Source organism: Streptomyces botrytidirepellens, from assembly GCF_003721215.1.
Classification (GTDB): domain Bacteria; phylum Actinomycetota; class Actinomycetes; order Streptomycetales; family Streptomycetaceae; genus Streptomyces; species Streptomyces himastatinicus.
Genome location: NZ_RIBZ01000378.1, coordinates 1 through 674 on the forward strand (window position 1 = coordinate 1; position 674 = coordinate 674).

Consider the following 674-nt stretch of genomic DNA (forward strand, 5'->3'; position numbering starts at 1 on the left):
CCCAGGCCGGGGCCCGGGCGGCGGCGCGCTCGGAGTCGCGGGACGCCGCGGTGGCCGCCGCCCGGTCGGCCGCACCGCGTGGCGCACGGGTGGAGCTGTGGCGGGACGGAGACCTGGTACGGGTGCGGGTCCGGACCCATGCGGTCGGCCCCGGTCCGCTGGCACTCCGGCTGCACGCGGAGTCGTCCGCCCTCGCCGAGGACACGGTGGGCGCGGCCGACACGAGGCGGGGGACGGTCCCGTGAGGCGTTCCGTGCGCGGGGCGGGGGACGGACGGGTGAGGCGTTCCGTGCCCGGCGCGGGCGACCGCGGGTCGGCGACGGTGTGGGCGGCGTTCGCCGCGACGGCCCTGTGCGCGGTGTTCGCGATGGTGCTGACGGCCGGGCAGGTCATGGTGGCGCGCCATCGGGCGGGTGGGGCCGCCGACCTGGCGGCGCTCGCGGCGGCGGACCACGGCCTGGAGGGGCCCGGTGCCGCCTGCCGCCTCGCTCGGCGGGTGGCCTCCGCCCAGGGTGCGCGTGTGGTGCGGTGCGCCCTGAGCGGTGAGATCGCGGATCTCACGGCGGAGGTGCGGGCCGGGCCGTTCGCCCTCCGGATCCGGTCGCGGGCGGGCCCCGCCGACACCCCCGTACCCGGCCCTCCCGTGTCCGGCCGCGGCGGGCGCTCGGAGCGGG

2 protein-coding genes are annotated in these 674 nt (G+C 80.9%); both read left to right on the plus strand.

The genetic code is table 11. The annotated features are described in order from the left end of the window. A partial coding sequence (locus EEJ42_RS31055) for a TadE family type IV pilus minor pilin (protein ID WP_281291544.1) occupies positions 1-245 on the plus strand: 245 nt, incomplete at its 5' end. An 8-nt stretch (positions 246-253) separates the two neighbouring features. Then, positions 254-674 (plus strand): Rv3654c family TadE-like protein (locus EEJ42_RS31060; protein ID WP_123105195.1); only part of this gene is annotated, 421 nt, incomplete at its 3' end.